The following is a 26,689-nucleotide window of genomic DNA, read 5'->3' on the forward strand; positions in this document are numbered from 1 at the left end:
GGCAGGCCAGACTGGTTCTTTATCCTGAGCCAATGGGGCCTGGAAAAATAAAAGGTCTGCTGTGCTCTTTGGATGATAAACAGGCTTTTGATGCACAGGCCATTCTTGATGTCTATTTCGAACGCTGGGAAATTGAAAATAGCTATGGAGAAATAAAACACAGGATGCTTGAGGATAGTATTCTTTTGCGTAGTCAGACTGTGGATGGAGTCAATCAAGAGCTATGGGGTATATTGCTAGCCTACAATTTAATTCGAGTAGAGATAAGTCGAATAGCCAAAGAGGCTAAAGTCTCCCCGCTGAGAATTAGTTTTGTCATGGCTTTGCGGGATATACAGGATGAAATACTCTGGTGTGCCATCGCTTCGCCAGGTTCAATTCCAAAGAAATTAAGGGCAATGCGAGAACGAGTGAAACGTTATATTCTTCCAGAAAAAAGAAAACGGCCCAAAAGTAGGACCGTTCGAATTTCAAAAACTCGGTACACCATTAAGTCAAAACATGCTTAACTGAATGGTGTTAGCTAGTTAGCGGCTCTTTTTGTATTTACTATTTAAAGTATAGATTAACCAGCGGTTTGCGCTGTTGGTTGCTGTTTGTTTAGTTGTAAGTAACTTAGTAGCCACATACCCAAACCACCTAAAAATAATGCAGCTGCTACGTAACCTGTTTGATTAGGTGCCGCACCTTGCGCTATTGCAATTCCGCCGACCCACGGGCCTATAGCATTTGCGGTGTTAAATGCGCACTGTACTAATGCACCAATCATAGCGTGACCTTCTGGAGCAACATCCATTAATAGCGTTTGAATAAGCGTTGCCAAACCCACACTACAGCCAATAAAAAAGATAACAGCATAAAGCATCCAAATATTATGGCTTGCTGTTACATAAGCAAAAGCAAATACAATGGTGCATACAAGCGCAAGGCCAGTGGTTTTAATTGCAGATTTATCGGCAGCTTTACCCAGTACATAGTTACCGAGTGTACAACCAATACCAAACATCACCATAGCAATAGAAATAGTATAAGGCGCTGTTTTTGTTACTACTAATATGGTATCGGCAATGTAGGTATAAATACAAAATACGCCGCCAAAGCCAATAATTACAATGCCCAAAATAGACCAAACCAGTTTGTTTTTAAGTACGCCAAACTCACTTAATAAGTTAGATGGTTTAGCATTATCAATATTTGGAACTACTTTATAAACAAAAATAAAAGCAATAAAAGCCAGTACTGCAGCACCAGCTAAACAGTATCGCCAGCTCAGGTTTTGACCAACAAGTGTTACAACTGGTACGCCAACAATGGTGGCCACCGTTAAGCCCATAAACACCTTTGACATAAAGCTAGCACGCTTACCTTCTGGAGCAATATCCGACGCTAACAATATAGCCGCACCAAAATAAGCACCGTGTGGTAAGCCACTTAAAAATCTAAATATTACCAGCTGCTCAAGCGACGTTGCCATCGCACTTAACCCGTTTGAGACAAACATTAAGCTTATAAATATGAGCAATGCTTTTCGCTTCCTCATATTGGCAGTAGTAAGCATTAAAATAGGCGCACCCACTACAACACCAATGGCGTAAGCACTAATTGCATAGCCACTTTGTGATGGCGTTGAGCCAAATGTTTCGCTAATTAGTGGCAGCATAGGCATCATCGAAAATTCAGATAATCCTAAAATAAATGTGCCAAGCGCTAATACGAGTAAAATAGCGGTTCTGTTAAGTTGACTAGATGCCGACGCTACATCTGATGTCATAGATGATCCCTTAAGGTTTAATTTTAAAAATGAAATTGCACAATAAATCCTGAATAGGAAATATCATGTGTATGCTTAAATTTTGGTGTGAGAGGGTAATCTGTGAGGGCGTTATTTTAAGTTAAAAAAAGTACAGAGTCATGCATAAATTAGTGGTTTTGTTAGGTTTTTAAAATGTTAATTAGAATAAAATACTACTTAGCATTTATAAAATAAAAAACTATTTGTAAAGCAAATATCTACAAGGTATTAAATATTAACCGAAAGGCTATTTAAAGCTTATATTTACAGTATAATTACATATTGGTATCACTTTAATTTGCTAATTTTAGGTCAACAACCCTAGTGCTAATTTACTCCTTAAGGTTTTTATATGTTTGGTATTTCTAAAAGAAACGCAAAAATTGAAGAAATGGAGCTTCAATTAATTCAAAAGCAGTCTGTTTTATCTGCAATTAATAAGCATGTTGCTTATATAGAATTTACACCTGAAGGAATAATATTAGACGCAAATCAATTGTTTTTAAAAACTATTGGTTACAGCAAAGAGCAAATAATTGGTAAGCATCATCGTATGTTTTGCGAAAGTGAGTATGCAAGCTCAAACGAATACGGCAAGTTTTGGCAAGAATTAAAGGCAGGTGACTCTAAAGCAGGATCGTTTCTAAGATATAAAGCAAATGGCGATAAACTCTGGCTTGAAGCAACTTATTTCCCGGTAGAAGAGCACGGTGTAGTTACTAAAGTTATTAAAATAGCCTCTGATATTACCGCAACTTACATACAACGAAAGGCGCAAGAAGCTATCGCTAGTGCACTTGATAAAGCATTAGCTACGATAGAGTTTACTCCTGAAGGAAATATTTTAAGCGCAAACCAAAACTTTTTAACAACAATCGGGTATAGCTTAAAAGATATTGTTGGCAAGCATCATAAAATGTTTTGTACTAAAGTGTTTTATGAGAAAAATCCGTACTTTTGGAGTGAATTAGCGCAGGGGCAGTTTAAGTCAGGAAAATTTAAACGTATTGCCGCCGATGGTTCAGAAATTTGGCTTGAGGCTACTTACAATCCAATATTAGATAGCAAAGGTAATGTAATTAAAATAATTAAGTTTGCATCAAATATTACCGATCGAATTAATAATAACAGTGCAGTAACAGAGGCTGCAGCAATAGCGTATGAATCGGCGGTAGCTACTGCGCAAACAGCTAAAAAAGGCTCTGAAATACTACAAAGCTCTGTTGCAAACTCCGATGCCATTGTAAGCCAAGTACTTAAATCGGTAGATTTAATTAAAAACCTTAATGAACAATCAGCTGTAATAGGTTTCATTGTTTCTACAATCAGCAGTATTGCTGATCAAACTAATTTACTGGCACTTAATGCTGCAATAGAAGCTGCACGCGCTGGAGAGTACGGCCGTGGTTTTGCTGTAGTAGCTGATGAAGTAAGGCAGCTCGCAGCCAGCACTAGTCGATCTACTAATGAAATAGCAAGTGTTGTTAAAAATAACCAAGAGCTTACTAACGATATATCCAGGCAAATAACATCTGTTTCAGATTCTTCAGAGCAAGGGCGAGAGCTTATTGCTAACGTGTCAGAGGTCATTAAAGAGATTGAACGCGGAGCAGATATTGTTTCTCAAACAGTAGCTAAGTTAAATACTTAACGACTGTTTTAATCATTTTTACGCTTTAAGCTGCCAATTAAAGTGCTTAAACACACCTAGCAACATTATAAATTGATAAAGTGCGACAATATGTCGCGCTTTTGCTTTTAGTGCTCATTATATAATTACGCCAATTATTACAGTGGCATAAATTAACAATGGTTTATAAAAGCAAAACTCAAAAAACATATTTACTTACCCCTGTCGCATTTTTTATTAGTAGCGTGCTATCTCCTTTAGCATTTGCCGACGACACACCTTTAGAAGTGATAGAAGTTCACGGACATGCTCAAAATAAACATTTAGCACTTGGCTCGTCAGAATCGCTATTAAGTGATTTAGGTGTCGATTTTTCGGCGGCGGGCGGCGTATCTAACTTACCTGTTTTAAATGGTTTGATGGGCGATAGAGTAAAAGTGTTAATTGATGGCGCGGATGTAACTGCTGCATGTGCTAATCATATGAACCCGCCGCTGTCGTATATATCAGCTAATCAAATTACGTCTTACAAAGTAGTTGCCGGCGTGTCGCCAGTAAGCGCGGGCGGCGATAATATTGCCGGTGTAATAAGCGTTAACTCTATTTCACCACAGTACAGCGATAGCAGTGAATTGGACTGGCACTCGGGTTATGTTTCGGCAAAATACAGCAGTGTTGATAACGGGCGTAAACTTGGCGTGGGCGCTCGTTTAGCAAGTGATACGTTTAGTTTTAACTATCAAGGCTCGTTTAACGATGCAGATAGTTATGAAGATGGTAATGGCGATGTAGTGCTTGATACGTTGTATCGTGCACAAAATCACAGTTTAACCGCAGCTATGCGCGATGATAAACAGCAATTAGTTATAAAGCTAACGCATCAAAAAATTCCGTATCAGGGGTTTGCAAATCAGTATATGGATATGACCGATAACACCAGCTACGGTGCGATTGCTCAATACAAACGCTCTTTTGAGAACAGCGAATTTGAAGGGCAGGTTAACTGGCACAGTGTAAAGCATGAAATGGGTTTTTTCAGTGAAGAAAAAACAGGCATGATGCCAATGAAAACCGATGCACAAGATATAAGTACACAACTTAAGTGGCGTATTGCACTTGATAAAAACAGCAGTATTTTACTCGGCCAAGAATATTTTAATTACAGCATTGATGATTGGTGGCCAGGTATCGAAGGCTCAACCATGATGGGGCCAGACGATTACGTAAATATAAATAACGGCAAACGAGAGCGCATAGCGGCATTTGCTGAATACGAGAGCCAAATAAATACAAAACTGTGGTTAAACGCAGGCGTACGTATTGAAAGTGTTAATACCCAAGTAGGAGAGGTTCAATCTTATAACGACGGTATGAGCATGATGGATATGGACGATATGAGTAGCATGACCAGTATGGAAAGTATGTTTATGAGCGATACGTCTACAGATAACACTATTGCTGCTGAGAATTTTAATGCCAGCGACAGAGATAAAACCGATACCATAGTTGACGCTAATTTATTAATTAACTACCAAATAACAAATTATGATGAGCTACAATTTGGCCTTGCCCGTAAAAACCGCGCCCCTAATTTATATGAGCGATACAGTTGGGGTGTAAGTACTATGGCAACTACCATGATTGGCTGGTACGGCGATGGTAACGGTTATATTGGTAACCCCGATTTAGATGTTGAAACAGCCCATACTATAAGTGCCACGTATATTAAATCGGCTAAAGATGATCGTTGGCGGTTAAGCACCAATGTTTGGTATACAGATGTGAACGATTATATTGATGCTGATAGTGTAAGAAGCTTCAATAGTTATGACTTGGACAATACAGCGCGTAACATTTTGCAGTTTACTAATGTCGATGCGATTTTGTATGGTGCAAAGGTAGACTTAACAGCCAACATTTATGAATCTAAGAATTTAGGCAATTGGCAGTTACACGCTAATGTTACTAATACCAGAGGCAAGCGAGACGATACTAACCAACCGCTTTACCAAATTAAGCCATTGCAAACTCAGCTAGATATTAGCCAGCAAATAGGTCGATTTGAAAATGTATTGTCTTGGCAGTGGGTAGATACAAAAAGCCGTGTAGACAATAATCGTTTTGAAAACCAGACAGGCAGTTATAGCTTGGTAAATTTAAGCTCTAAAGCAACATGGAACGCATTAACGCTAAACGCTGAAATAAGTAATGTGTTTGATGAATATTACCAGCTCCCACTTGGAGGTGTAAGTATTGCAGCGCTTAAACAAGATAGCAGCAACGGGTTTGAACAGCTTGCAGGGCAGGGGCGCTCGTTTAATATAAGTGCTAGCTATGCGTTTTAAATAACCTCATATTCAAATTTCAAATAAAGCGAAAGCCATAACCATGTTATGGCTTTTGCTTTTTTTTATGAAATATTAGTATGCTTAACACGTTCTATTAGGCACTGTTTTATTAATTTTATAACATTAGTTTTAGTAGAATGCAGAAAAAGCAATAACTTGTTCATCACCCAATGGTTAGGAAATACAGTGTTTAAACAATTTAAAAATAAAGTCATGGGTGCGCCAACAGCTATGGCCGGTTTAGCTTTGGGTATTGCCAGTATGGGGTGGACATGGGAAAACGTTTTTAATTTAAATAATTATGGACAATATCTGGGAGCGCTATTAGCTGGCGTATTAGTTCTACTTTTGGCTGCTAAATTTTTACTGCACCCCGATTTATTAAAAGCTGATTTAGCACACCCAGTTGCAGGAAGTGTGATCCCGACATTTGCAATGGCTAACCTGGTTATTTCAAAATCAGTGGGGCAATTTGACCCATTAGCTGGCGACATTATGTGGGTTTTAGCTTTTGTGCTGCACTTTACATTTTTGTTGAGCTTTTTATATCAGCGAGCAAAAAAGTTTAACTTTGAAGATATGGCGCCCAGCTGGTTTGTGCCACCGGTGGGTATTATTATTGCAGACATTACTTTTTCGGGTAATCCTACATTAGCGTGGTTAGCCTATAGTGCGTTGGTTATTGGCATATCAGCGTACAGTACTATACTGCCAATTATGTTTTATCGTTTTTTAATAGCATTAAAAAGTGATTACGAAATACAGCCAACACTTGCCATTTTAGCCGCACCTGCCAGTTTAACATTAGCGGGGTATTTTCATATAGCGGCCAATCCATCACTAACTATAGTGGGAGTATTATTTACATTAGCGATAATAAAAACACTGATTGTTTATGTGTTATTTATAAAGTTATTACGCAGGCCTTTTACGCCTAGCTACGCTGCTTTTACGTTTCCAATGGTTATTGGGTCAACAGCATTATTTAAAATGACAGATTGGATGCAAAGTATAGACCTCGCAATACCATACATAGATGCGGTTAATTACTTAGCTACGTTCGAACTTATAGTTGCCACAGCAGTAGTCGTTTATATAAGTGGTCGGTACTTTTGCCATTTTAAAATATCAAAGCAACAGGTAACGTAAAGTTACTCTTGAATTACCTGTGGCTCATTACCTTCTTGCTCAGCTAGCTTTTCGCGCTCAGCTTTTGACACATAACCAGGTTTGTTGCTTTTGTGTAGTTTAGCGTTAGTGCGTTTATCTTTCTTTTGAAATTTAGTGACGATTTTTTTACGACGATTCACAATTAAATGCCCTGTTAATTTTAAGTCGCGCATTATACAGTCATCCTCATAAAAGCTGCTATATAAATATTTACCTTAAGTAATCTGCGCGTTTGGCGTAAAGAGCTATAAGTAAGTAACTCATAGCGTTATAATTCCCCACTCTTAGTTATTAATTAAATGGGAATTGTTTTGAAAAAGTTAGCTTTAGCCAGTATTGCTTTATTTGCGTTTGGTGCTCATGCGCAGTTAAATAAAAATATTGATAGCGTTGCCGATTACGCAGTAGATACCTACCAAAATGCTCAAATACACACTCTTACCAATTTAGTTGCCTTTCCTACGGTTAATAAAGCGAATATAAAAACGCCACAAAACCAAGATTTTATTGGCTTTAAAGCCCTGTTAAAAATGAAAGCCGCAGAGCTTGGTTTTGACTACCAAGATTTAGGGTACACCGTATTAATTGGTATGGGCGAGCAAAGCGAAAAAGTAACGGTAGTAACGCATGGCGATGTGCAACCTGCAAATGCTAGCAAATGGAAACAAAGCCCGTTTATTATTGATACGTCTGAGCCTGGTAAATTAGTTGGTCGTGGTACAGAGGACGATAAAGGCGCAATAGCAACCGCGCTTTACGCCATGAAAGCAATTAAAGATAAAGGCATAACGCTTAATAATCGTATTGAGTTAATGATTTATCTGGCTGAGGAGTCTGATTGGGGCCCGCTTACTCAATTTATGAAAACGTATGAACAACCAAAATATGCAGTAACGATTGATGCATCATACCCTGTAGTGGTTGCCGAGAAAGGCTGGAGCTTAATTGCTCCTACCTTTAAAGCAACATCACCACAAACGGGTGTGTATGTAAAGGATGTAACTGGCGGTGCGTTTAGAAGCCAAATTCCAGAAGACGCCAGCTTAGTACTTCACAATGCAGACGCTGCACTTATTAATGCATTAAAAGCAAAAGCCAAAACATTAAATAAAGTTGAGTTTAACTTTAGTGAAAAAAGTAATGGTTTAGCAATAAGCGTTAAAGGTATGTCGGCGCATTCATCAGAGCCAGAGTCGGGTATAAATGCGATTGCCTATTTAGCTGAGTTATTTAAAGGCGTAGAGCTTGAAAATAACAGTGACGGCGAGCTAATCGACTTTGTAAATCAGTTAATTGGTTTAGATATTCATGGTAAACAGTTTGGCGAAATAGCTTACAAGCACGACTTTATGGGCCCGATGACAGTGGCACCAACTGTTATTGAGCGCGATGGTAATGCACTAACACTTGCTGTAAATGCACGTCGCCCCATGGGTAAAGACGAAGCTGTACTACAAAAGCAAATTGATGTTGCACTTGCTAATTGGCAGGCTGCTAATAACGTAACGCTTGCTAACATAGAAACAATTATTGGCACACCGATGCTACTTGATGGCGCACCGCATGCGCAAAAGCTGCTTGATATTTTCAAGCATTTTACGGGCGACGAAAAAGCTGACTTTGTATCAATTGGTGGTGGCACTAATGCAAAGCTGTTTGATAACGCAGTGTCGTTTGGTCCTTCAATGCCAGGTAAACGCTACACGGGTCACTCAGAGCATGAATTTATGACCATTGAGCAACTAGAGCTAAATTTGCGCATGTACACAGCGATGATGATAGAGCTGGGTAATATGTAGCTTAAGCGTACTTAGATTCAATAAGGTTTAATAATAGGTGTTGAGTACTAATCAGCACCTATGTCCTTAAAATTTACCTCAGGCAAGTTTTCAAAGCTTGGTTTGGCAAATAAATACCCCTGCATAAGCTCAACACCTGCGTTTTTAAGCCATATATACTCTTCTACGGTTTCAATCCCTTCAGCCAATGGGGTTATGTTTAAATCGCGAAACATATTTAAGCAATGAGTCACTATTAATTGACGCTTTTTATCGTTGTTTATATCGCGTATGAGGGCCATATCAAGCTTAATAATATCGGTTTGAAAGTCAGCCAGTAGATTTAATCCTGAATAACCTGCGCCAAAGTCGTCAGTCGCGGTTTTAAACCCAAGAGATTGATAGTAATCAACAACGCGCTTTATGTGTGCGGTGTCTTCTATTTTTTCTACTTCAGTAAATTCAAACATAATATTTTGAATTGGGAAGTTATACTTTTTTGCAGCTTCTAGTGTGGTGCGTATACATCGCTCAGGTTTATAAATAGCATTAGGTAAAAAGTTAATGCTTAGCATTGATGTTATGCCCAGCTTTGCGGCTAATTGAATGGCTTTAATACGACAAAGCTGATCAAACGCATAGCGGTTGTCTGCATTTACTTTTGAAATAATTGAATAAGCAGACTCGCCAGTTAAACCCCTAACTAGTGCCTCATAGCCATAAATAAGATTAGTTTTACAGTTTATAATCGGTTGAAAAGCCATAGAAAAATCAAATTCGAGATCGTTAGCGTCAGCACAGTTGTTACATGTCACTTTTTCGAAATCTTTTGATTTTTCGCTCATTTAGCTCATCCTTTAATGTTTATTTGTTTAAGGTTAGTTGAGATTAGAGCCTAACACAAACAGATTAAAGTATTGGGTTTTATGCATTGAAGCATGATAAATAACTATATTTTTAGGTAGGGAGTAATGACTAATGTCATGCCATTTAATGACATTTAGCAGCTGTGCACGATGCTTATTAAAACAATAATAGTGGCATACATTATTTGGAGAATAAAAATGAGCAGCACAATTACATTAGGCAAAAAAATTAAAACATATCTACTTATTTTAACTTTGCTAAGCGTTATAAATTTACTAACTTCGCCTAGTTATATATGGGTAGTATGGCCAGCAATTGGGATGGGAATAGGGCTTGTAGTGAGTACTTTGAGTAGGAATAAACCTAAAAATACTTCTTTATAATAAGCAAGCCAAGTAATTACTTACTTGGCTTTTTTAGTAAGGAACTGTCTAAACAGTTAAGTCTAAATATTTAAAATGCTGATTGAAGTGTCGCATCTAGTGATATTTCGGTATTTAAGAGCTTGGAAATAGGGCAGCTCTTTTTGGTTTGCTCACATAAGGCTTGAAACTGCTCGTTTTGAATATCATCAATACGCGCTTTTACCTCAAGAGCAATATGCGTTACTGAAAAACCGTCATCTACTTCATCAAGGTTTACAGTGGCTTTAGTATCAATTTTATCTGCGGTAAAGCCTGCATCACCTAATGCAAGCGAAAGCGCCATACTAAAACATGCACTGTGCGCTGCACCTACTAATTCTTCAGGGTTTGAGCCTGCTTCATCTTCAAAGCGGGTATTAAAACCATAAGGTTGTTTGTTAAGCGCGCCACTTTGAGTTGATATGCTACCTTTGCCTGTTTTAATATCGCCAGACCATGTTGAACTAGCCGTTTTTTTAATAGTCATCATCTTCTCCTTGCTTGAGTGTAAGCTTTTCAGGTTAGCTAAGCGTTATTTACAAAATAAACTTATATAAAGCCTTAAAAGCACTAATTACTGATGATGTTGCAAAATAGACGCCAGTTAATTGTTACTCTTATTTATTACGCCTGCAGCGCTCTGAACAGAAAATAACGTTATCCCAGTCGCGCTGCCATTTTTTACGCCACGTAAAAGGTTTATTACAAATAGGGCATATTTTTTGAGGTAAGTTTAGTTTTTTGTGCGCCATGCTTACTCAGCCTTACTGTTACTTTTAGTATCCGTTTTACTTTTTGTTCGAGTAACTTTTTGAGTACCCCCAACGTGCTTTTTAAGAATCCTCCCTATGGCGCGTTTAACATCGGCTCGCTCACGGTATTGCCATAAGCGCTCGCGTGCTTCTTTTGAGGCCGCTGTTAAATCAAGCATGGGTTCGGGATAATCCTCCCCTAACTTAAAGTCGTTAAAGAGTGCTTCCATTGGAGTTTGCTCCCAAGGCTGATGTAAATATTCAATAGGGAGTTTTTCAAGCTCGGGGCACCACTTTTTAATAAATGAACCTGTTGGGTCTTGATCTTCTGATTGTTTAATTGGGTTGTAGTGCCTAATGGTGTTTATGCCTGTTACCGAGGCTTGCATTTGAATTTGCGGGTAGTGAATGCCAGGCTCAAAATCTAAAAAGTAATTAGCGAGAGGAAAGCTTGCTTGCTGCCAGCTTATATTTAAATGATGCGTTACAAAGCTTACAAGCATGGCGCGCATTCTAAAGTTTATGTAACCGGTGGCTTTTAAGCAGCGCATGCAAGCGTCAATAATGGGAATACCTGTTTGACCCTGTGCCCAGCGTTCAATATCGTTTTTCACATGTTCATCATCGCGATACGGAAATACATGGTAGCCTGGATTAAGGGCTAAAAATTCCATAGAGCACTCGCTCTCAAACTTTTGCATAAAATGGCAGTGCCAATGCAAGCGCGATACAAACGCTGCTAGTGGGCGTTTCCAGCCTCTTTTATCAGGGTGTTTTGAATGATATTCATCAATGGCCATTTGATACACTTGCCTAAGGCTAATATTCCCCCACGCTAAGTACGGCGAAAGTCGGGAGCAATGTGTTTGGCTTAAACTTGGGCTCGATATTCCTTTTTGATAACCTTTACCGCGCTCGGCAAAAAAGCTCTGCATTACAGTTCGCGCATGCAGCGGGCCACCTTGTTGAAAGCTGTCGTGATCTTGCATGTAAGCGCTTGGTAGCTCAGGTGTTTGGTAGTTATTGAGGGTAATTGTTTTTATACTCTTCCAATTAGGAACTGCAATAGGTGCTTGCATTGTTTGCTGCCAGCGTTCGTTCCAATTATTACGATTTTTTTTGCCGCGAATAACCGCGCCTGTTTGCGACTCTTGCCAATTAATATGGTTATGCTGGCACCATGCTTTTATTGCTTTATCGCGCTCAAAGGTGTTGTTTAAGCCTATTTCTTGATGGCTAAAAATACTAACTATTTCAAACTGTGCCTTTAACGATTCAAGTAAATCGTTCATATTTAAATTAAAGATATAAACACAGGCGTTAAAACGCGCTAGCTGATTATTTAACTCAACTATTGATTGATACACAAAGCGCCAGTGCCGCTCATTGTAGTGTGCATCTTCGAGCAATAATGGCTCAAAGTTATAAAGTAATAGGGTAGGTAAGCCATTACTGAATGCATTTTTTAATGGTTGATGATCGCTAAGACGCAAATCACGTTTAAACCACACGATGTTTATTTTCATATAATTTGTTTATTGCTTTAAATAGAGATAAAAATTAGCTTGTTATTTAACTGAGTCAGCCAAACCTATACGTAACTAACTTGAATTAAGATTTAGTTTTAATGTATTAAAAGGAAAAGTATGTTTTTAGATTTAACTGTAAATAAAGAGCTTAATGTTTATTCGTATTTAGTTGGCGGGATCAGCCCTCGGCCTATCGCATGGATAAGTACATTAAGTAGCGACGGTGTGGCTAATATTGCTCCTTACTCATTTTTTACAGTAGCGAGTTGTAACCCACCAGTATTGAGTGTGACGCAAGTAAATCCACGCGATAAACTAAGCAAAGATACATTAATTAACTTATTAGCGACTAAAGAATGTGTGATTAACATTGTGAGTCATGAGCAGGTTGAAAAAATGAATCAAAGCTGTGCTAATTATCCTAGTGATGTTAGTGAGTTTGATGCTGCAAATATAACTAAAATTGATAGCCAAATGGTCGCAGTGCCGAGTGTTGCTGATTCAAAAGTACGCTATGAGTGTAAGCTACGTGAAGTTATTACTATTTCAAGCGAGCCTGGCGGCGGACAAATGATGTTGTTAGACATAGTGGGTATTTGTGTTGACGATGAAGTGTTTGTTGACGGTTATATTGACCCAACACTTTTAGATGCGGTAGGTAGAATGGGTGGAGATTACTATGCAACCACTAAAGACAAATTTATACTTAAACGACCACAAATCTAGTTTTATGTTTATTCTTCCTTAGTTTGTGCACAATGTTTGCACTTTTACTTGTTAACTTTGTTTTATTAAACGTTAAAGTAAAGGTTCAAGCATTGAAAACACTTTTTAAAACAAAAGCCTCTAATGTAACTAAGTTATTTGCGTTAAGTGCGCTTTGTATCGCTTTAAGCGCATGTAACAGCGATTCTACAAGTACTACAACAGACGGCGAGGCAGTCAGTAATAGTGCTTCAACGGTTGACGCCGGTATTGACCAAACTGTTAATGCGGGCGATACCGTTTATTTAATTTCAACAGTTGAAGATGATGGCGAAGTATCCGTTAGCTGGTCACAAACATCAGGCACTACCGTTAGCTTATCTTCAAGTACTGCAACGTCTACTGAGTTTGTTGCACCTGAAGTTTTAACCGATGAAGCACTTGTATTTGAAATCAGTGCAGATGACGGCACAAACGATGTCGTTGTAGATACCGTTATAGTTAATGTTATTGCTTCATCAGACTCAGATACTGGTGCAGTTGATAATAGTGCAAAACTTACCAGCTGGTTAATTAACAACGATACAACCTCCACTTATATACAAAACAATGGCGCAGTGGTTGAAGATGTTCAATCAGTTGAGGTTGTTACTGTTTCTGAGGAAGATGCTGACGTTGAATACATGTATGTGCAAACAACTGACATTCCTAAATATGACGTAACGCTTACACAAGACCAAGTAGACGCGTTAAATAACCGCCCGCGTGCAGCTACCGATTTTTATAACGGTGTAACCTCAGCAGCAGTAGGGCAAACCATTTCGTTTGGTGAAGATATTGGCTATAACAGCAGCACTGAAAACTGTGATGACACAGGCGGCGCAGGCTATTGGCCTCCAGGACCAGGCTGCCCGACAGAACAAACTGTTGAGGCGTATTTTCCCATAACACCTACCGACTTATCGGACACTGAAACCTGTGAAACAGGTTTAGGTACAGTGGGCTTAATGGTTAATGGCACCAGTATATTTAACTGGGGCGATGGCATGAGTTACGGTAATAATATTTGGTATACATTAGCGCCCATTGCTGAGCAATACGATGTAGATGTGTGTGGCGGACATGCTGCTAACGGTGAATATCATCACCATTTTTATACTAGTTGCTTAGCTGATTTACTTGAAGATGATGGCGATGCGCATTCACCTATTTATGGGTTTGCAGCTGATGGCTATCCGCTTTATGGTCCTTATGAAAGTAACGGTCAACTTGCATTAAGCGGCTGGGAAATGCGTGATTATGGCGCGTCAGAAAGTGAAGGTGGTTGTGGTACTGAAGGTGAGCGAAGCTGTACTTTAGTCGATCAATACGATGTTAGCCAAGGCACACAAACAAGTGATGCAGGTCCTGCTATTGGCGCAGAAGTAACGACGCTCTCTGGTAATACATTAAATGCCGACGATGGTTATTACTTTGAAGATTTCTACTACGCACAAAAAACAGTAACCGGTGCTCAATTAGATGAGCATAACGGCCACGATACTAACGATGGCAAGGGTTATCACTACCATATAACACTAACGTTAGACAGTGATGGTAAATTACAGCCTTCTTTTCCTTATCAAATAGGGCCTCGTTTTAAAGGTCAATTAGCCGATAATTCAATTGGTCGCTGTGATACGGGCGAAACAATGGGTCCACCACCGGGAATGTAAGGAGTAACTATGCGTTATTTTAAATACGCATTGATCCTAACTACTGCTGTGCTATTGAGCTTTAAGCTCTTTGCGCAGCAGGAAATGATGGATCATAGCCATATGCCTATAGCAGTGCCAAGTGATACGCCAATCCCGGCATTAAGCCTTAAGTTATTAAAAGATAGTATGTCGGGTTATAACTTAATTTTAGATACTCAGCGCTATGATTTATCTGTACCCCCTGAGGGCGCAATGAACATGCAGCAAATGATGAGCGTTACTACAAACGATGACACGGGCTTTTTACAAGGTCATGCTCATTTATATATAAATGGGGTTAAAATACAGCGAATTTACGGATATGCATTGCATTTACCTGCTAACTTATTTAAAAGTGGTATAAATACCGTATCGGTTACTTTAAATAATCATGGTCATATGTATTGGACCGCCCAAGGCAAAAAAATAGTGGCTACGCTGTATGTTAACGATCAAACCAAAGAGTTTATAACATACCGATTTGAAAGCTTTCCTAGCAAGGTTGAAAACACACACTAATGAAAATTCATAATAAACTTTTTTTAATACTATTTAGTTTTACCTTTAGTGTTATTGCTGGGCTAGTGGTAATTATACAATGGAGTATTGGTCAAGGCGTAATTGATTTTGTTAATGCAAAAGAGATCAAAGCACTTGAACCACTTGTTGTGCAACTATCTAAACAATACGAGAAAACACCGTCGTGGAAGCGTGTTGTTGGTGATGGTGAAAATTTTAGAGTACTTATTGAATCTCAATTAGAAAATAGCCTGTTTTTGCCTAGGGCACAAGAAGGTCCTGGTCCGCGTGGGCGAATGATGCGACGGCCGCCACCCGATCATATTCGTTTAGGGGGAGAGCGCCGCCTACCACCTGAAAATATTGCTCACTACGCTTTGCTTGATGAAAATAAGCAGCGAGTAGTGGGTAGATACCTCAGCGATTTAAAATATATAACAACCCCAATTACAGTGGGCGATAAAATAGTGGGTTACTTAGCTGTATCTAAAAGAGATAGCTTGGTTGATGGTTATGAGCTTGATTTTTTACAGCAGCAAACTAACTACTTATGGTTTATTGCTTTAGACGCTGTATTGCTTACATTGCTAGTTACCTTTTTATTGTCTCGTCACTTAGTTAGTCCAGTAAAGCAAATTGCTAATGGTATGCATCGCTTAACGCAAGGTAATTACGAGACCAAACTTACGCTTGAGCGAAAAGACGAATTAGGCCAATTAAGCGAAGATTTTAATATCCTTGCATTTACACTCGCTAAAGACGAGCAAGTGCGCAAACGCTGGCTAGCTAATATTTCTCATGAGCTTAGGACGCCAATGAGCATTTTACTCGGTGAACTTGAAGCTATGCTACTTGGCATACGTGAACCGAATACAAAAAATATAAGCTCAGCTAACGATGAAGCTTTGCATTTAAAACGCTTAATAGACGACTTACATATGCTCAATAGCGCAGAGTTAGGGGGTATGCATTACACTATGCAACCTACTGATATGGCTTTATTATTAAATACTATTGAGCAAAAATATCAGGTTATACTTGAGCAGCACAATATAAAAATTTACTTACTCAATAGCGCTAAACACATAACTGTACAAGCAGATAAAACCCGACTTTTGCAGCTGCTCGATAATATTTTAATGAACGCGGTACACTATGCACAATGCACCACTATTTCATTAACGGCTAATAATATAAGCATTAAAGGGCAAACCTACTTAGAGCTTATAATTGAAGATAATGGCGTAGGTGTAGAGCAGTCGCATTTATCGCATTTGTTTGAGTATTTATATCGAGTAGATAGCTCTCGTAATCGCCAAGAGGGCGGTTCGGGCTTGGGCTTATCTATTTGCCAACATATAGTTAAAGGCCATAATGGTGAAATAGCTGCTGAAAAAGCCACTCTAGGCGGTCTTGCTATTATTATTAGGCTACCAACTATTTAGCTTTAGTTGATTCAGATAAAAAATACGTAACTTGAACTTTGTTTGATATGGTATTTTTATCTAAGTTTGGATTACTAATAACAGAGAACTCTATGAGCGAACAAATACTGATTGTGGAAGATGAGGTAAAGCTGGCTAACTTAATGAGTGACTTTTTAAGTAGCCATCATTTTGTTACTCATCAAATACATCACGGAAATGAAGTATTACCTTGGCTTGAAATTAACAGGCCGAGCGTAATTTTGCTCGACATAATGCTACCTGGTCAAAGTGGTATAGAACTATGTAAAGCAATCAGGCGCTTTTCAAATGTGCCTATTATTATGGTATCGGCAAAAGTAGAAGAAATAGATAGGCTGCTTGGACTTGAGTTAGGTGCAGATGATTATATTTGTAAGCCGTTTAGTTATGCTGAGCTGGTGGCGCGAGTTAAAGCTATTTTGAGGCGATTAAGTAGCGCAAGTGATGTTACAGAGTCAACAATGAAGCTTGACGAGAGTACCTACAGCGTAAAATACAAATCAAACAGCATAGAGCTTACGAACTTTGAATTTCAGCTATTTAAACCTTTGTTTAACAACCCAAATCGTATTTATTCGCGCGATAGTTTAATGGACACTATGTACGCCGATCAGCGTATTGTGAGCCATCGTACTATTGATAGCCATATTAAAAAGTTGCGTAAAAAACTAGATGAAGTGACACAAACTGAAAGTGTTATTCAGTCTGTTTATGGGGTTGGCTACCGATTTGTGCACCCGCAGTAAGAGGTATTAGTAAGCTATGACGATGAGCTATTCATCATCGTCAGCATTTTTAATTCGCTCTAAGCGGTCAAACTCTTCGTATTCGGCAGCTTGAATTTCATCAAGAATAGAATCTACATCGGCAAGTTCGTCACTGTCTTCAAATTCACCTGTAAGCGTTGAATTAGGCGTTAAATTGGCCTCTTCAAATAATGCCCACATTTCTTTAGCGTATTGAGTTTTTAGTATGCTTGGCGCAAATTCACCATAGTAGCGGCGTATGTTATTTACATCGCGTGCAAACATAGCTTGTGCACTGTTATTTGCTGAAGCGTTAACTGCTTGCGGTAAATCTATAATTACAGGGCCGTTATTATCTACAAGTACATTAAATTCAGATAAATCGCCGTGTATTATACCTGCGCAAAGCATAAGCTTAATGTAATGCATCATGAGTTTATGTTGCTCAATAGCTTGCTCTTCACTAAAAACGACATGTCCAAGTTGAGGGGCTACGTTACCATTCTCGTCCGACACAAGCTCCATAAGCAGCACGCCATCAATACAAAAGTAAGTATCAGGAACACGTACACCCACGCCAGCTAAACGAGATAACGCATCAACTTCGGCATTTTGCCAAATCTCTTCTTCTAATTGACGGCCATAGCTAGAACGTTTACCCATAGCACGCGCTTGGCGTCCACCACGTACTTTTCGGCCTTCTTGGTATTGTGCCGCTTTTTTAAAGCTACGTTTAACCGCGTCTTTATACACTTTCGCACAGCGAATGTGCTCACCACAGCGGACAATAAATACATCGGCTTCTTTACCGCTCATTAGTCGGCTTATAACTTCGTCAATAAGGCCATCATCAACAAGGGGTTGTAGGCGTTTAGGTATTTTCACAGATTGCCTGCTAAGTAGGGTTGGTTATTAATCATTATTTATGAAAGTGCTCTGTATTTGTTTGTTTAATTGGCTCAAGCAGTATATCAGCTTTGAGAATTAAGGGCAGTAACACTACTGCCTGAGAGTAATTAATCGTATTATTTTATTAGCTTATATATTGATTGCAAAGCAATCAACCAGAACTTTTTAAATAAGTATTTAGATTACTATTTTTTATTAAAATAATTTATTACTTCCTCATTATTTGCACATTGTTTGCGTTTTTAAAGCGTAAGCTTAGTTTAATTCTTAAATACGAGGTTATTACTATGAAGCATTTTTCAACTCTTGCCACTGTGGCAATATTATCTATTGCTTTTTCAGCTAATGTAGCTGCTCGAGGCGGTGACAATCCTCCTGAAAAACCTGACTTTTCAACTATTGATACTGATGGTGATGGCGTAATTAGCTTTGAAGAGTTCAGTGCTAAAAAACCGCCACACGGCGATGCACAAACAATTTTTGATTCTATAGATGCCGATGGTAATGGCGAAATTAGTGAACAAGAACTTAGCGATCATAAACCACCTCGTCGTGAACGCTGAAAGGATACTAAAATGATTAATAGTATTAACAGTAGTTCTGCGAATTTTATGCCGCAACAAAGTAGTCAGGCTGCAAAACTAACAACAGAGCAAAGCGATTTTGTTAAAGAAACGCTTGCAGAGTTTGACGCTGAAAACTTAACCGAAGAAAACGCGCAAAGTATTCAAGCTGCGTTTAAAGAGCAAGGTATTGAACCAACAAAAGAGCTTGCTGATTTAATGAGCGAACTTGAGTTTGATGCTAAAAGCATTGGTGATGCAGGACGAGTGGAAGGCCAAAGACCGCCACCGCCGCCACAGAACTCATTAGAATCAGTAGATACAGACGAAGTAGTCAGCTACTTAGATGAGCTATTAACTGAGTATTCAAGCCAGTTGTCTGATGAAGATAAAGAATCGATTCTTGCATCAGTGCAAGAGAAGTTTGGTTTAAGTGAAGGCGATTCACTGCTAAATGTAACTGCTTAGGTGTTATAACTTAGAGTAAAGCTGACTGTTACTCGAAAGTCTTAAGTCCAAAGCCCAACGGTTAACTCTGTTGGGCTTTTTTATTGGCTTAATTTAAGCGTGTTTCTATTTTGCTGGTGCCATCTTCTTCGGTAAATTTAAATACAAAATCTTTTTTACCGTCTTGGTTTATGTCTACCAGAAGAATATCTTTATTATTTTTAGGCAGCGTTAGTTTTAATTTTTTACGTTTATCATTTAGCAGTGAGTCTTGCTCTCCGTAATAAATATACAGCGTTTTTTTACTGTATTTGTATACTGCGTCAATATAGCTGTCGCCGTTAATATCACCTAAATATAGGGCTGGCTCGGAATCATCGCCGTTCATTCCTACTTCCATTTCTAAATCAAGTTCGATACTCGATTTATTGGCAAATGAGCCGTCGGGTTGCTGCTTATAAATGTTCATTTCTACATCTACATCAGTACTGCCACCGCCCAATGCCATAGACGCAATAGTACCTAAGCCAATATCTAAATCCATTTTTTGTAAATCAATTAAGCCATCATTATTAAAATCAGTTTTGAGCAATAACTCACTAGGGCCTTGTGTTTCAAATAAGGTAATGGGCGTATTACTAAAGCCTTTAGCACTTCCTAGGTACAAAGTATGTGCTATTTTTATATCTAACGAATCCATACCTTGCGTTGGCTTAAACTGTCTAGTTGTAAAATCTAGAAATCCGTCGTTATTAATATCAATAATTTGCTTTATTTTGCGAGTCTCTCCATTACTTAGCTCGCCTAACTCGATGTTAAAATCAATTGAGGTAAGCTTTTGAACAAAGCCTTCTGAAGTACCAAGCAAAACATCGGCTCCAAAGTCATTTGAAAAAACCAAATCGTTTACGCCGTCGTGGTTAAAATCAATAACGACCGGTTTATTGTTAATATTAACTTCTAGCGAAAGCCCTTTTCTTGAAAAACTACCTTCGTACAAAGGGGGTTGTTTAAATTTGTTAGGCTTAAAGCTGCCATCTTTATTTTGAATGTATAAAGTACTGCTTGCTAACCCAGGGATGAAAATATCGCTTAGACCGTCGTTGTTGGCATCGAAGACAAAGTCTATTTTTTCAAGTTTATCTATTTTTAATTGGTTTAGAACCGATTCATAATTAAACAGTAGTGTTGGTTCACCTGTTTGTGCTTTGTATACGCCATCACTCGTTAATATGAGCGCTTGTTTATCGGCTACATTAGCAAGTGTAGCCACATCAAACCCGATGGCATTTTTTGGTAAAGCAAGTTCGCTATTAAGTGATGTGAGTAAATTAATGGTTTCTAATTGCTTTGATTCTTTATTATACGCAAATAAAATTTCTGAATTGGTGGATACTAATTCATCAGTTGTTTTTATTGTCATTGTTTGAGCTATAACGCTCATGGGGGTAAGTAAAGTGATGAGTGAATAGCAAAGTGATTTTATCATGCAAATTCCTTTTTTATATTTAGTTATTTAATCACGTTTTTATTATTCACTTATTAAAATAACGTAGCGCATAACTTGTTATGTTCAGTGCTGGCTGTTGTGCTAATTAGCGTAAATTTAAACGTAATATACTTATGTAAGTTGGATTATATTTAGCCTACGCTAATTACTATGTACTGGGTGTAAGTAATTGTAAGATTATGTTTAGTTAATTTGAAAGCCAGCACGCGAGCTTATAAATTGAAACTCTGCTGCTTTTGTAAGGGATATTGTTAACTACACAGCTTGTTTTGCCCATGCAGATAAGCGTCTACAAAATCTACTTCCATTGGCCTTGAGAAGTAATAACCCTGAAGATGAGATACACCAATATTAGTGAGTGTGTTTGCTTGCTCAATGGTTTCGACGCCTTCGGCAACAACCATAAAGTCTAAAGATGAGGCCATTTGTACAATTGCATGAATAATACTTAATCCTCTTTTATCCATATTTTGAATAAAGCTTCTATCTATTTTTACTATATCTACACCAATATCAAGCATGCTTGAGAGTGATGAGTAACCAGTACCAAAATCATCAATTGAAATACAAAAACCTTGCTTTTGTAGCGCTTTAACGGCTGTTAAAAATGTGAGTTTATCCTCGGCAAATACTGACTCAGTAATTTCTATATGTAGATTTTTAGGTTCTATTTGATGGGTATTTACTATTTTTAATACCTTAGTTACAAAATCAGGATCTTGTAGTTGAATAACCGATACGTTCACGCTTATAGCAATTTGGGGTTGTAAATGGCTAAACTTTTTAGCTTGAATACAGGCTTGATCGATTACCCAAAGGCCCAGTTCGGTAATTAAACCGTATTGCTCAGCAATAGTAATAAACTCATCAGGAAAAATATTTTCACCGTCTAGTTGCCAGCGTAAAAGTGATTCAAACGAGGTAACCTTGTTTGTTTTACTATCAACAATAGGCTGAAACACTAGCCTCAAACCATTTTCTTCTACGGCACTAGCTAAACGTTGGCTTAAAAGATATTCCCTTTCTTGTTTTAACTTGAGAGAATCGCTATAAATATTTATATTACCTTTAGCCATGCGTTTTTGGTGATACATTGCGGTATCAGCTGAGCGAATTAAGGTATTTAAATCGTTTCCGTGCTCAGGATACATAGCAATTCCAATTGTGGCAGATACCCATTTTTGATATTTATATGTTTTACGTTCGGCGCCAATACTCTGAAGTACTTTATTAGCAAACTCGAAAAGCTCAGCTTGGGTTTGATACGTTGCTAAAATTAAAAACTCATCCCCGCCCCAGCGGCATTTATAAAGCTGCTGGTTGCATACATTGCTAATTCTCAGGGCTATTTCTTTTAATACTTTATCGCCTACTTTATGGCCTAGCGAATCGTTTATTTGTTTAAACCCATCTAAATCTACAAATAATAAAGCAAAGGGATCTTTAGGATTATCTGTGATTTGTTTGTTTGCATTTTTTAAAAATGCGGTCCGGTTTAATAAATTAGTGAGTGGGTCGGTATTGGACAAGCGATAGATCTCTTCAGTACGTTGCTCAACCTTGTTTTCCATTTCATTAAGCAGTTCTCTATTTTGGTTTTTGAGCTGAATTGCGCTATGTGTAAATGTGGCTGATTTGTATGATGAAGCAATCATAATAAATGCAAAAGTTAAGCCTAATAGCCCTAATATGTGCTGGTAATGATCGCTTGAAAGCATTAACAGAAAAGAGTAGGGAGCTAATAAAGTAAAGCTATATAAAATAGCAGTAAAACGGCTACCAGATAGTATGTTGGCAGAGCCACCAGCAAGCGCTGATAAAATAGCTATGGTAGTGGTAACTTCTATAGTAGATGATGTGCTATGAAACCAAATAGCATAACCACACCAAGACATCGCTGTTAGTACGCAACCAACAGCAAAACGGATTAGGTAAGAGTTTGTATTATAAGGTTTATTGGACTTTTGAGTTTTCAAAAAAAGCCCTACATCAATAGTGCGCAAAGTAAGCACACTCATTATTATGCCAAACCATACTATTTTATCGTGGTTGATATTCTCGTTACTTATATCAAAAGCAAATACTAAAGCAACGCTTACTAATACAGAAACGGCAATTCCGGCAACCGCATTCGAGTATAAAATTTTGAGCGCTTCTTTTCGCTCATCAGTACTTAAATTATTATATGGCACTAATTAATACCTTTTTCAAAAACAACACCTAGGAAATTAAGTAAACCATTTAGAAAATTACATCACTGGTAATACAAAGAGCTTAACGAACTTTTACACAACTAAATAAATATAGTCTATGAGTGAAATAAAAAAAGTTTAAAAAGTAAAAAGGCCCAAAATAAATATTTATTTTGAGCCTTAAAATTATCAAGCAGGTTAAAGTGTTAACGACTTTACTTGCTGTTCTATAGATTTAACCTTCGAAATCGCTATCGTTATGGCGCTCTGCCATTTGCTCTTCTTCAGGGCCCCATGTGCGATTTACGCGACGACCACGCTTTACTGCGGGGCGCTCTGATATTTGCGTAGCCCAGCGTACAACATGGGTGTATGAGGCAACATCTAAAAACTCTGCTGCATCATATAAAGCTCCAAGCACTAACGATCCGTACCACGGCCAAATTGCAATATCGGCAATTGAGTATTCATCACCTGCCATGTATTCATTTTCGCTTAAATGGCGATTTAACACGTCAAGCTGGCGTTTGGTTTCCATGGTAAAACGGTCAATAGGGTATTGCATTTTACTTGGTGCGTAGCTATAAAAATGACCAAATCCGCCACCTAAGTAAGGCGCTGAGCCCATTTGCCAAAATAGCCAGTTACGACACTCAGTTTTAGCTTTTAAATCTTTAGGTATGAGTACATCAAATTTCTCAGCCAAATACTGTAAAATAGAACCAGATTCAAAGATGCGAGTAGGCGGCGTGGTTGAATGATCCATTAGCGCTGGGATTTTTGAGTTTGGATTAATATCAACAAAGTCAGATCCAAACTGATCGCCATCACCTATGTTTATTAAATATGCGTCATAGTCTGCATCGGTGCAACCAAGCTGTAAAAGCTCTTCAAACATGATTGTAGCTTTTTGGCCATTAGGTGTCGCAAGAGAATAAAGCTGAAATGCGTGCTCACCAATAGGTAGAGTTTTGTCATGAGTCGCGCCTGCAATTGGGCGGTTAATGCTGGCAAACTTACCGCCACTTTCACTTTCCCACGTCCATACTTTTGGTGGCGTGTATTCGTTTTTATCACTCATAAATAACCTCTGTTAGATAAAATACATATATAATAAATGTGGCCATTAAAAATTAATTAAAGGCAATGCTAAGCATTTAATTTACCGACCTTTTAATTTATCGGCTTTTGCTAATCTATAACCTAAAAAGAACCCGCTTAAAGCTCCAAATAAATGGCTTTCAAACGATACATGATAGCGCTGGGGTAAAACACCCCATATAAAACCGCTATAAAGTATAGCCACTACAACAGCAATTATAATTGATTTTAATGAGCGTCTGACTAAGCCGTAGCATAGAATAAAGCCCCATAAACCATATATAACACCGCTTAAACCAACATGTATGTTACTGCGCCCAAATGCCCAAACTAACAGTCCACCAACTAGAGCGGTAAAAATAAATACGTTATAAAAACGTTTTACGCTGTACTGACAAATTAGCCAACTTAACACCACAAATGGGATCATATTACTAGCAAAGTGCCACCAGCTACCATGTAAAAATGGCGCACATAATATACCAATTAACCCTTGAATACTGCGTGGATATATACCTAAACCATTTAGGTTTATACCAGGTAGGCTATTGATCACTTGTAGTACAAAGCAAATAGTAACAACACTAAAAATTGCAAAACGTGTGCTGGTTAGTAATGACTGTGTGGTTGGCTTGGTTGCCATATAATCGCCCTAATTGACTTTAAGAGTTGCCAGTATAGGAATTGTATTTACTAATGAAAAGCAATTAAAAAAGCACAGCGCAAAAACGCTGTGCTTTCTTACTAATTAATCACTATTAACCTAACTTGGTTAATAGTTTTTTAGCTGCTAGTTCAGAGCTTGCTGGGTTTTGACCGGTAATAACTAAACCATCTACTAGTGCTAATACACCCCAGTCGTCAGTTTTTTGATAGTCACCACCTTTTTTAATTAGCTCGTCTTCCACTAAAAATGGCACGATATCGGTAAGTTGTACTGCAGCTTCTTCAGAGTTAGTAAAGCCAGTTACTTTTTTACCGGCTACTAGCGCATTGCCTTCGGCATCTTTAACATTCAAAAACGCTGCACTTGCATGACATACCGCTGCAACAGGTTTTTGCTCTTTTACAAAGCTTTCGATAAGTGAAATTGAATCGGTGTTATCAACTAAGTCCCATAATGGACCGTGACCGCCTGGATAAAATACCGCGTCAAAATCGCCAGATTTTACTTCGCTCAACACTTTAGTATTTGCCATAAGTGTTTGTGCTGCGCTATCGGCGTCGTAACGTTTAGTTGCGTCTGTTTGAAAATCAGAAAGTGTGCTTGTTGGGTCAATCGGTGGTTGACCGCCAGCTGGAGACGCTAATGTTACTTCAACACCTGCATCAACAAATGCATAATAAGGGGCTGCAAATTCTTCTACCCAAAAACCTGTTTTTTCGCCAGTGTTACCAAGTTCTGCGTGAGATGTAAGAACCATAAGTATTTTTTTAGACATTGAATATATTCCTTCTGATGATTTAAATTAGTAAATCTTGCTTACCAATTACTATATGCACTAACAGCGGTTTAAACAACGATGATAAATTTAACTTTATTGGTTCAACAATTGATACAATGAAAAGGTTGAATTTAAAATACGTTACGGAGCACGTATGAAGGTGTCATTTGAGCAGTTAAAAAGCATGGTGGTATTTGCCCAAATAGTAGAGCAGGGCAGTTTAACTGCCGCGGCTAAACAGCTAGGACTTACGCGAGCCGTAGCAAGCTATCATTTAAAAAAGTTAGAAACTCAGCTTGAAGTAACTTTACTAAATCGCTCAACGCGCACCATGGCGCTTACTGAGGCGGGTATTGCTTACTATGAGCGCTGTAGAATAATTACCGAACAAGCTAATGCCGCTAATCAACAAATAGAAAATATAAAAAGTGAGCCGCAAGGGTTACTTAAAATTAGTTGCCCCGTAAATGTGGGTATGCAGCTAATTGTACCTGCAATAAATACCTTTAAGCGCCAATACCCTAAAATTCAAATAGACTTACAACTTACAGATGATGTGGTTGATATTATTAAAAATGGATTTGATTTTGCGATCCGTGGGGTTGCACTGAGCGACTCTAATTTGCAAGCAACTAAGCTGACTACAATGAGCACCTGTATTTGTGGCGCGCCGGATTACTTTACCCATTTTGGCAAACCTAAAACGCCTTTAGAATTAGCAGAGCATCAATGGGTGGTTTATCAGCTAGGAAGTAAAACGTTAACGCTTTCAAAAGATGGCAAAAAATACGATGTTACAATGCAAGGCGGTTTAAGCACTAATAATGCAGCTGCACGTACGGCGTTTGTTGAAGCCGGGCATGGTATTGGGCGTATTCCGCTTTACGATGCGTGGCCTAAAGTACAAGCTGGGCTGCTTGAAATAATATTAGATGATTATAAAAGTAAAGACATTGAGCTTTACGGGGTATTTCCCCCAGGGGCTGCGGGTTCTAAAAAATTACGATTGTTTATTGATTACTTAAAAGCTTATTTTGTAAAACAGCATACCGCCTTGGGTATGCTGAAAAGCACTTAATA

Annotated in this window: 26 protein-coding genes; 14 read left to right on the forward strand and 12 right to left on the reverse strand. The window is 38.3% G+C overall.

What is annotated here, in order from left to right; genetic code table 11:
* A partial coding sequence (locus I6F53_RS05885) for a transposase (RefSeq protein WP_197238882.1) occupies window positions 1-509 on the forward strand: 509 nt, incomplete at its 5' end.
* Between the two features lie 56 nt (window positions 510-565).
* On the opposite strand, the gene I6F53_RS05890 is transcribed toward I6F53_RS05885, so the two are convergent.
* Window positions 566-1,771, reverse strand: a complete 1,206-nt coding sequence (locus I6F53_RS05890) for an MFS transporter (RefSeq protein WP_197178413.1) — start codon at window positions 1,769-1,771, stop codon at window positions 566-568.
* Window positions 1,772-2,144: 373 nt separating this feature from the next.
* Here I6F53_RS05890 and I6F53_RS05895 point away from each other — a divergent pair, with 373 nt between their 5' ends.
* The 3 genes from I6F53_RS05895 to I6F53_RS05905 all read left to right on the forward strand — a co-directional run bounded on the left by I6F53_RS05895 (window position 2,145) and on the right by I6F53_RS05905 (window position 6,919).
* Window positions 2,145-3,443, forward strand: a complete 1,299-nt coding sequence (locus I6F53_RS05895) for a methyl-accepting chemotaxis protein (protein ID WP_197238883.1) — start codon at window positions 2,145-2,147, stop codon at window positions 3,441-3,443.
* Between the two features lie 158 nt (window positions 3,444-3,601).
* Entirely contained in the window at window positions 3,602-5,767 is a 2,166-nt protein-coding gene (locus tag I6F53_RS05900) for a TonB-dependent receptor (protein ID WP_197238884.1), read from the forward strand.
* 189 nt (window positions 5,768-5,956) lie between these two features.
* A complete protein-coding gene (locus tag I6F53_RS05905; RefSeq protein ID WP_166419948.1) occupies window positions 5,957-6,919 on the forward strand; it encodes a TDT family transporter in 963 nt (320 codons plus the stop codon).
* A 2-nt stretch (window positions 6,920-6,921) separates the two neighbouring features.
* Here the strand turns inward: I6F53_RS05905 and I6F53_RS05910 are convergent, their stop codons facing one another.
* Window positions 6,922-7,113: a DUF2986 domain-containing protein gene (locus I6F53_RS05910; protein WP_197178405.1), complete on the reverse strand. Its 192-nt coding sequence runs from the start codon at window positions 7,111-7,113 to the stop codon at window positions 6,922-6,924.
* Window positions 7,114-7,251: 138 nt separating this feature from the next.
* Between I6F53_RS05910 and I6F53_RS05915 the strand changes: the two genes are divergently transcribed.
* Window positions 7,252-8,739, forward strand: coding sequence for a dipeptidase (locus I6F53_RS05915; protein ID WP_166419949.1), 1,488 nt, complete (start codon window positions 7,252-7,254; stop codon window positions 8,737-8,739).
* A gap of 47 nt (window positions 8,740-8,786) precedes the next feature.
* Here I6F53_RS05915 and I6F53_RS05920 read toward each other — a convergent pair whose 3' ends face one another.
* Entirely contained in the window at window positions 8,787-9,563 is a 777-nt protein-coding gene (locus tag I6F53_RS05920) for an EAL domain-containing protein (RefSeq protein WP_166419950.1), read from the reverse strand.
* 219 nt (window positions 9,564-9,782) lie between these two features.
* Between I6F53_RS05920 and I6F53_RS05925 the strand changes: the two genes are divergently transcribed.
* Complete coding sequence (locus I6F53_RS05925) at window positions 9,783-9,968, forward strand: 2TM domain-containing protein (RefSeq protein WP_166419951.1); 186 nt, start codon at window positions 9,783-9,785, stop codon at window positions 9,966-9,968.
* Window positions 9,969-10,038: 70 nt separating this feature from the next.
* Here I6F53_RS05925 and I6F53_RS05930 read toward each other — a convergent pair whose 3' ends face one another.
* From I6F53_RS05930 to I6F53_RS05940, 3 genes are all read right to left on the reverse strand, one after another.
* Window positions 10,039-10,476 (reverse strand): OsmC family protein, encoded by a 438-nt coding sequence (locus I6F53_RS05930; protein WP_166419952.1) that lies wholly within the window; start codon window positions 10,474-10,476, stop codon window positions 10,039-10,041.
* Window positions 10,477-10,606: 130 nt separating this feature from the next.
* Window positions 10,607-10,741 carry a DUF2256 domain-containing protein gene (locus I6F53_RS05935; RefSeq protein ID WP_076916399.1) on the reverse strand — a complete coding sequence of 45 codons (135 nt, stop codon included), beginning with the start codon at window positions 10,739-10,741 and terminating at the stop codon, window positions 10,607-10,609.
* Between the two features lie 2 nt (window positions 10,742-10,743).
* Window positions 10,744-12,267: a cryptochrome/deoxyribodipyrimidine photo-lyase family protein gene (locus I6F53_RS05940; protein ID WP_197238886.1), complete on the reverse strand. Its 1,524-nt coding sequence runs from the start codon at window positions 12,265-12,267 to the stop codon at window positions 10,744-10,746.
* Window positions 12,268-12,387: 120 nt separating this feature from the next.
* On the opposite strand from I6F53_RS05940, the gene I6F53_RS05945 reads away from it, so the two are divergent.
* From I6F53_RS05945 to I6F53_RS05965, 5 genes are all read left to right on the forward strand, one after another.
* Entirely contained in the window at window positions 12,388-12,996 is a 609-nt protein-coding gene (locus I6F53_RS05945) for a flavin reductase family protein (RefSeq protein ID WP_165741098.1), read from the forward strand.
* 32 nt (window positions 12,997-13,028) lie between these two features.
* The gene (locus tag I6F53_RS05950) at window positions 13,029-14,690 is read left to right on the forward strand and encodes a YHYH protein (protein WP_197238887.1); all 1,662 of its coding nucleotides are present in this window, start codon (window positions 13,029-13,031) and stop codon (window positions 14,688-14,690) included.
* Window positions 14,691-14,699: 9 nt separating this feature from the next.
* The gene (locus I6F53_RS05955) at window positions 14,700-15,230 is read left to right on the forward strand and encodes a hypothetical protein (protein ID WP_197238888.1); all 531 of its coding nucleotides are present in this window, start codon (window positions 14,700-14,702) and stop codon (window positions 15,228-15,230) included.
* Window positions 15,230-16,675: an ATP-binding protein gene (locus tag I6F53_RS05960; protein WP_197238890.1), complete on the forward strand. Its 1,446-nt coding sequence runs from the start codon at window positions 15,230-15,232 to the stop codon at window positions 16,673-16,675. The genes I6F53_RS05955 and I6F53_RS05960 overlap by 1 nt, the downstream gene beginning before the upstream one ends.
* A gap of 92 nt (window positions 16,676-16,767) precedes the next feature.
* A complete protein-coding gene (locus I6F53_RS05965) occupies window positions 16,768-17,442 on the forward strand; it encodes a response regulator (protein ID WP_007581275.1) in 675 nt (224 codons plus the stop codon).
* Between the two features lie 27 nt (window positions 17,443-17,469).
* Here I6F53_RS05965 and I6F53_RS05970 read toward each other — a convergent pair whose 3' ends face one another.
* Entirely contained in the window at window positions 17,470-18,327 is an 858-nt protein-coding gene (locus I6F53_RS05970) for a PA4780 family RIO1-like protein kinase (protein WP_010555357.1), read from the reverse strand.
* A gap of 311 nt (window positions 18,328-18,638) precedes the next feature.
* Here I6F53_RS05970 and I6F53_RS05975 point away from each other — a divergent pair, with 311 nt between their 5' ends.
* Together I6F53_RS05975 and I6F53_RS05980 are read left to right on the forward strand one after the other, a co-directional pair.
* Window positions 18,639-18,914, forward strand: coding sequence for an EF-hand domain-containing protein (locus tag I6F53_RS05975; RefSeq protein ID WP_007581281.1), 276 nt, complete (start codon window positions 18,639-18,641; stop codon window positions 18,912-18,914).
* Between the two features lie 12 nt (window positions 18,915-18,926).
* Window positions 18,927-19,382, forward strand: a complete 456-nt coding sequence (locus tag I6F53_RS05980) for a hypothetical protein (protein ID WP_101217777.1) — start codon at window positions 18,927-18,929, stop codon at window positions 19,380-19,382.
* An 88-nt stretch (window positions 19,383-19,470) separates the two neighbouring features.
* On the opposite strand, the gene I6F53_RS05985 is transcribed toward I6F53_RS05980, so the two are convergent.
* From I6F53_RS05985 to I6F53_RS06005, 5 genes are all read right to left on the reverse strand, one after another.
* A complete protein-coding gene (locus I6F53_RS05985) occupies window positions 19,471-20,850 on the reverse strand; it encodes an FG-GAP repeat domain-containing protein (protein WP_197238891.1) in 1,380 nt (459 codons plus the stop codon).
* 272 nt (window positions 20,851-21,122) lie between these two features.
* Window positions 21,123-23,063: a putative bifunctional diguanylate cyclase/phosphodiesterase gene (locus tag I6F53_RS05990; RefSeq protein ID WP_166419958.1), complete on the reverse strand. Its 1,941-nt coding sequence runs from the start codon at window positions 23,061-23,063 to the stop codon at window positions 21,123-21,125.
* A gap of 235 nt (window positions 23,064-23,298) precedes the next feature.
* Entirely contained in the window at window positions 23,299-24,144 is an 846-nt protein-coding gene (yghU, locus tag I6F53_RS05995; protein ID WP_007581288.1) for a glutathione-dependent disulfide-bond oxidoreductase, read from the reverse strand.
* 81 nt (window positions 24,145-24,225) lie between these two features.
* Window positions 24,226-24,807 carry a rhomboid family intramembrane serine protease gene (locus I6F53_RS06000; RefSeq protein ID WP_166419960.1) on the reverse strand — a complete coding sequence of 194 codons (582 nt, stop codon included), beginning with the start codon at window positions 24,805-24,807 and terminating at the stop codon, window positions 24,226-24,228.
* Between the two features lie 115 nt (window positions 24,808-24,922).
* Window positions 24,923-25,606 (reverse strand): type 1 glutamine amidotransferase domain-containing protein, encoded by a 684-nt coding sequence (locus tag I6F53_RS06005; RefSeq protein WP_166419961.1) that lies wholly within the window; start codon window positions 25,604-25,606, stop codon window positions 24,923-24,925.
* 157 nt (window positions 25,607-25,763) lie between these two features.
* Between I6F53_RS06005 and I6F53_RS06010 the strand changes: the two genes are divergently transcribed.
* On the forward strand, window positions 25,764-26,687 hold the full coding sequence (locus tag I6F53_RS06010) for a LysR family transcriptional regulator (protein ID WP_166419962.1): 924 nt from the start codon (window positions 25,764-25,766) through the stop codon (window positions 26,685-26,687).
* Window positions 26,688-26,689: the final 2 nt, after the last annotated feature.

Source organism: Pseudoalteromonas sp. SWN29 (genome assembly GCF_015864465.1).
Lineage (GTDB): Bacteria > Pseudomonadota > Gammaproteobacteria > Enterobacterales > Alteromonadaceae > Pseudoalteromonas.

What these genes read in the sequence shown, in the direction of transcription:
- I6F53_RS05890 (WP_197178413.1), bottom strand. Translation starts at nt 1,771, where the DNA reads ATGACATCAGATGTAGCGTCGGCATCTAGTCAACTTAACAGAACCGCT.
- I6F53_RS05895 (WP_197238883.1), top strand. Translation starts at nt 2,145, where the DNA reads ATGTTTGGTATTTCTAAAAGAAACGCAAAAATTGAAGAAATGGAGCTT.
- I6F53_RS05900 (WP_197238884.1), top strand. Translation starts at nt 3,602, where the DNA reads ATGGTTTATAAAAGCAAAACTCAAAAAACATATTTACTTACCCCTGTC.
- I6F53_RS05910 (WP_197178405.1), bottom strand. Translation starts at nt 7,113, where the DNA reads ATGCGCGACTTAAAATTAACAGGGCATTTAATTGTGAATCGTCGTAAA.
- I6F53_RS05920 (WP_166419950.1), bottom strand. Translation starts at nt 9,563, where the DNA reads ATGAGCGAAAAATCAAAAGATTTCGAAAAAGTGACATGTAACAACTGT.
- I6F53_RS05925 (WP_166419951.1), top strand. Translation starts at nt 9,783, where the DNA reads ATGAGCAGCACAATTACATTAGGCAAAAAAATTAAAACATATCTACTT.
- I6F53_RS05930 (WP_166419952.1), bottom strand. Translation starts at nt 10,476, where the DNA reads ATGACTATTAAAAAAACGGCTAGTTCAACATGGTCTGGCGATATTAAA.
- I6F53_RS05935 (WP_076916399.1), bottom strand. Translation starts at nt 10,741, where the DNA reads ATGGCGCACAAAAAACTAAACTTACCTCAAAAAATATGCCCTATTTGT.
- I6F53_RS05940 (WP_197238886.1), bottom strand. Translation starts at nt 12,267, where the DNA reads ATGAAAATAAACATCGTGTGGTTTAAACGTGATTTGCGTCTTAGCGAT.
- I6F53_RS05945 (WP_165741098.1), top strand. Translation starts at nt 12,388, where the DNA reads ATGTTTTTAGATTTAACTGTAAATAAAGAGCTTAATGTTTATTCGTAT.
- I6F53_RS05950 (WP_197238887.1), top strand. Translation starts at nt 13,029, where the DNA reads ATGTTTGCACTTTTACTTGTTAACTTTGTTTTATTAAACGTTAAAGTA.
- I6F53_RS05955 (WP_197238888.1), top strand. Translation starts at nt 14,700, where the DNA reads ATGCGTTATTTTAAATACGCATTGATCCTAACTACTGCTGTGCTATTG.
- I6F53_RS05960 (WP_197238890.1), top strand. Translation starts at nt 15,230, where the DNA reads ATGAAAATTCATAATAAACTTTTTTTAATACTATTTAGTTTTACCTTT.
- I6F53_RS05965 (WP_007581275.1), top strand. Translation starts at nt 16,768, where the DNA reads ATGAGCGAACAAATACTGATTGTGGAAGATGAGGTAAAGCTGGCTAAC.
- I6F53_RS05975 (WP_007581281.1), top strand. Translation starts at nt 18,639, where the DNA reads ATGAAGCATTTTTCAACTCTTGCCACTGTGGCAATATTATCTATTGCT.
- I6F53_RS05980 (WP_101217777.1), top strand. Translation starts at nt 18,927, where the DNA reads ATGATTAATAGTATTAACAGTAGTTCTGCGAATTTTATGCCGCAACAA.
- I6F53_RS05985 (WP_197238891.1), bottom strand. Translation starts at nt 20,850, where the DNA reads ATGATAAAATCACTTTGCTATTCACTCATCACTTTACTTACCCCCATG.
- yghU (WP_007581288.1), bottom strand. Translation starts at nt 24,144, where the DNA reads ATGAGTGATAAAAACGAATACACGCCACCAAAAGTATGGACGTGGGAA.
- I6F53_RS06000 (WP_166419960.1), bottom strand. Translation starts at nt 24,807, where the DNA reads ATGGCAACCAAGCCAACCACACAGTCATTACTAACCAGCACACGTTTT.
- I6F53_RS06005 (WP_166419961.1), bottom strand. Translation starts at nt 25,606, where the DNA reads ATGTCTAAAAAAATACTTATGGTTCTTACATCTCACGCAGAACTTGGT.
- I6F53_RS06010 (WP_166419962.1), top strand. Translation starts at nt 25,764, where the DNA reads ATGAAGGTGTCATTTGAGCAGTTAAAAAGCATGGTGGTATTTGCCCAA.